We start from the raw sequence: 3,370 nt of genomic DNA, 5'->3' as shown, positions 1-3,370 counted from the left end.
CGCCACTTCAACAAAGCCGCCGATATTTTTCTTTCGCCTCGGGGGGAACGGCCAATCTGTTCCGCCGCTGAACGCCTCAACTCCGGTCTCGTCGCATAAGTAGCCACCGCAGTCGTCAAACAGGTTGTTCAACACCTCTTCCTGTTGGTCGGTACCCGCCAAGCCAAGCAGGTCGCGCAAATCTCTGAGAAAACTCCCGATCACGAATAGGCGCTGAGCCATCGCCTCAACTTCACGCCATACCCCATCCGCGTTTTGCACCCCAGACAAGTGCACTCGGAACAGCATTTGCTGGTATTTCTCCTCCTCACACTCATCCATATTGGGAGCTACAACTAACGCGACTGACAAAGGGTGTGGTCCAGACGATGACACCGCATGAACGAAGACCTTACACCCCAACTCCCTCTCGAACGATTTCTTCCATTGCCAGCCCTCTGAATCTGACCGATTAAGTGCTTGTTCAATTGAGTAGGCAAGTTGTTGGGACGATGGCGGATGGCAGATAAACGGCTGAGCCTCGTCCGCAGCGCTCGCTGCTTCCAAATTCAAATTTCCATTCGGCGACGAGACGGGTGGAACGCGGGGCTTCTGAACATACCGCGTCCGGCCATCATCACTATCCTCCTCAACGATTTCAAAGTACGCGTCGTAGTCATAGTCGAAGTCGTCTTCCGGCTGCTCACTGGTGGGGTTTTGCTTACTCATCATTAATTTCTCCTATGTGCAACCACATTGCCAAACCGATCCTCGATCTGTCAAGTGGGTACCCCGAGCCCAGTATTCATGCGGGGGTGCAAGCCATCATCAGCGCGAATGACACCGGTCGCCCTCTGAAAATCCTCAGCACGCCCTCGATCCCCAGGCTGCTGAATCACCTGTGATGCGGTGTTACGCATCTCACTCCACAGCTCATGGGACCTCTCATACCAGGCTGGGCACTCGGCGCTGATGGACTCCAACTCCGTGGGCGTGAACTGGTCCACCAATTCATCCCACCAAGCCCTCTGCCAGCCTTGGGGAGATCCCGCCAAGCGGTTGATGTCCGCTTGGAAGGTTTGCCAGGTGTACGTGCTCCCCAGTCGTTGACAGCACGAACGGCGGTACTCAAAGTCCGCTAACTGTTGGGGCGTCAACACCTGCTCAACAGCCCATCTCGCCTGCAATTCAAGCTGCTGGAATGCCGATAAGGCTCTGGCCGCTTGTGCGTGGTTTGGCCCCCGAACTGTGCCGATCAGCGCATCTCGCACCAGCTCTTCAAAGAACGCTCTTTGCAACGGAGGTACAGCGCGCAGAGCATCTGCCAGACGATGTGGCCTGCGTTTGGCAGCGAAGACCAGGTCCTTGATCAGCAGCGATTCGATCAGCGATTCGTTGGTGATGGTTTCCGGCAACTCCTTACCTTGCGTCATGCGTTGCAAGCGCTTGCGCAGGATTTCCGGGGTAAAGGGTCGGTCAATCGCGGTTGCCAGGCGCTGACAGGCTGCAACGATGTCGGCTTCTGAGCCACCAAGATGGGACAGCTCGGGAAATGACACCAGCTCCTCACGAAATGTTGCCGATGGCACTTTGTTTGCAGGCGCTCGAACCTCGGTGGCCGATGGGGTTGCACGCTGCCGGAATTCAGGCAGCCTGGATTGAGCCTGCGCGATCAGGGCCTCTAACTCCCCCAAGAGCCGGGGCTTGTTCTTGCCCACCCATTCCTTCACGCTGAACGCTGTTCGAATAACGTGGGGTGGATCGGCAGCGTCCAAGCAGTCCGGCAGACGTTGGGGTGCACGGCTCACCACCCACATCAATTCTTTGGCCAGCAGTTCAGCCAAGGGGTTTTCTTGGCTCTTGCGAATGCGTTGGTACTGCCCCAGAAAAATTGACCAGGACCAAGATCGACCCAGCGTTTCACGCCATCGGGCCAATACGTTGAACGCTGTTTCTGCGTCAGGCCATGCGAGCAACAGTTGACGCCGTGCATTTGCCTCAGACTGGTTGACCAGTGCGGCGTCCTCGAATGCTGCTGAACGCAACGCCAGTGGGTATGTGCGTGCAGGTTGCGCACCTTGATCTTCGGGGGCGAACCCTTCCCACGAACCAATGTGTCGCACCATCTGAACGCCACAGACACCAGCACGCAAGTGCACATGGGCACGTCGTTGGCGCTCCAATCGTCGGCGGTGGTTTCGCTCCTGGACCTTCTTGTTGCGCGCGATCACCTCTTCACGCTTCTGAGCATATTGGGGGTTCGTCTGCTCCACATGAGCGGGGCCAACATGGGCAGTGGCCTCTCGTTGCAGGCCCAGTTCGGCAAACGACTTGTGCGTGACCCGCTCTGATCGTCCTGCCCGTTGTAAGGCTGCGTTGCAGTGGTCTGCCCAAGACTTTCTCCACCCATAAAGGACCTTGAACGTGTCGAGGGCACGGTTCTTGGGGCCGAATCCGTCAGCGGTCCAATGCCTGGTCGTACACATCATGTGGACATGCGGATTGCCTGGCTTGTTATGGATCGCGTAAGTCACCAGCACACCGTGCGGGGTGAGTTGGTCTCGAATGAAGTTTTCAATCAACCGCACCCAGGCCTCTGGGGAGGCACCATCAGCGATCTCTTTGGGGAGGGCGCATTCAAACTCCCGAAAGATGGCAGCGTCTTTGCGTTTTTCAGACTGGTGTACGTACTGCCAAAGGTCTTGCGGATTGTCTTTCCAGACAGGACCAAAGCCGGGAGTGATGGTGGCGTTGTGGATGACCTCACGGCTTTTGGAGGTGCTGTCATAGATGTGCTGGGTGACTGGATCGACGATTCGCGATCCCGTGCGGTAGGCCAGTGCGCGCAGCGCGTGGAGCTTCTTGTTTTTGGCACGCGAGTGCATTTTGACGGTGAGGTGGTAGATGCTCATAGCGCCCCCCCGAACACTGGGAGGGTGGCACCGTACCCATGAAGCTGGCGACCTCGACAGCGTGGTTTCCGATGTATGTGCGGGCGACCTCGACCGTGGAAGTTGAAGTCTCGACCACCGAAGGGTGGCGCACCAAAGCGTTGTCCCGAAGGGGCAATGCATAAGTGCGCTTGGACAAGTCCCGTGACCGGGATATATGGCAATGAATGGGGCATGGAAAGGGTCTCCTTGCCATCCAAGGTGCCAGATGCTGCTCAAAAATGCAGCAATTAACGGGGGCTGACGGCCCGGATCGGGGCTGAACGGTCGTGCGCGTTTGGCTCGTGGTCGAATCGACGTCGTTTAGTGGGCGAAACGGTGTCGAAACGTGGTGCAAACGGCAACCTATCATCGGTGGATCGCCGGGGATGGGTTGTTGGGCTGGGGTGATTGTCGAAACGACGTCGTTTGGTAGGCGAAACGTCTCATATTTACCCCCA

General features: G+C 57.2%; 2 protein-coding genes. Both read right to left on the bottom strand.

Going from position 1 to position 3,370, the window contains the following annotated elements; genetic code table 11:
• Window positions 1-708: hypothetical protein (locus BLW02_RS19860; protein WP_139285423.1), on the bottom strand; the 708-nt coding region annotated here is incomplete at its 3' end.
• Between the two features lie 50 nt (window positions 709-758).
• Window positions 759-2,891: a MobA/MobL family protein gene (locus BLW02_RS19285; RefSeq protein ID WP_159433806.1), complete on the bottom strand. Its 2,133-nt coding sequence runs from the start codon at window positions 2,889-2,891 to the stop codon at window positions 759-761.
• Between the last annotated feature and the right edge of the window lie 479 nt (window positions 2,892-3,370).

This window comes from Acidovorax soli (assembly GCF_900107605.1).
GTDB classification, from domain to species: domain Bacteria; phylum Pseudomonadota; class Gammaproteobacteria; order Burkholderiales; family Burkholderiaceae_C; genus Acidovorax; species Acidovorax soli.
Note: the sequence above shows the minus strand (reverse complement) of the source record. Positions and strands in the feature narration are given on the sequence as shown.

Coding starts and splice junctions, on each gene's coding strand:
- BLW02_RS19285 (WP_159433806.1), bottom strand. CDS start 2,891: ATGAGCATCTACCACCTCACCGTCAAAATGCACTCGCGTGCCAAAAAC.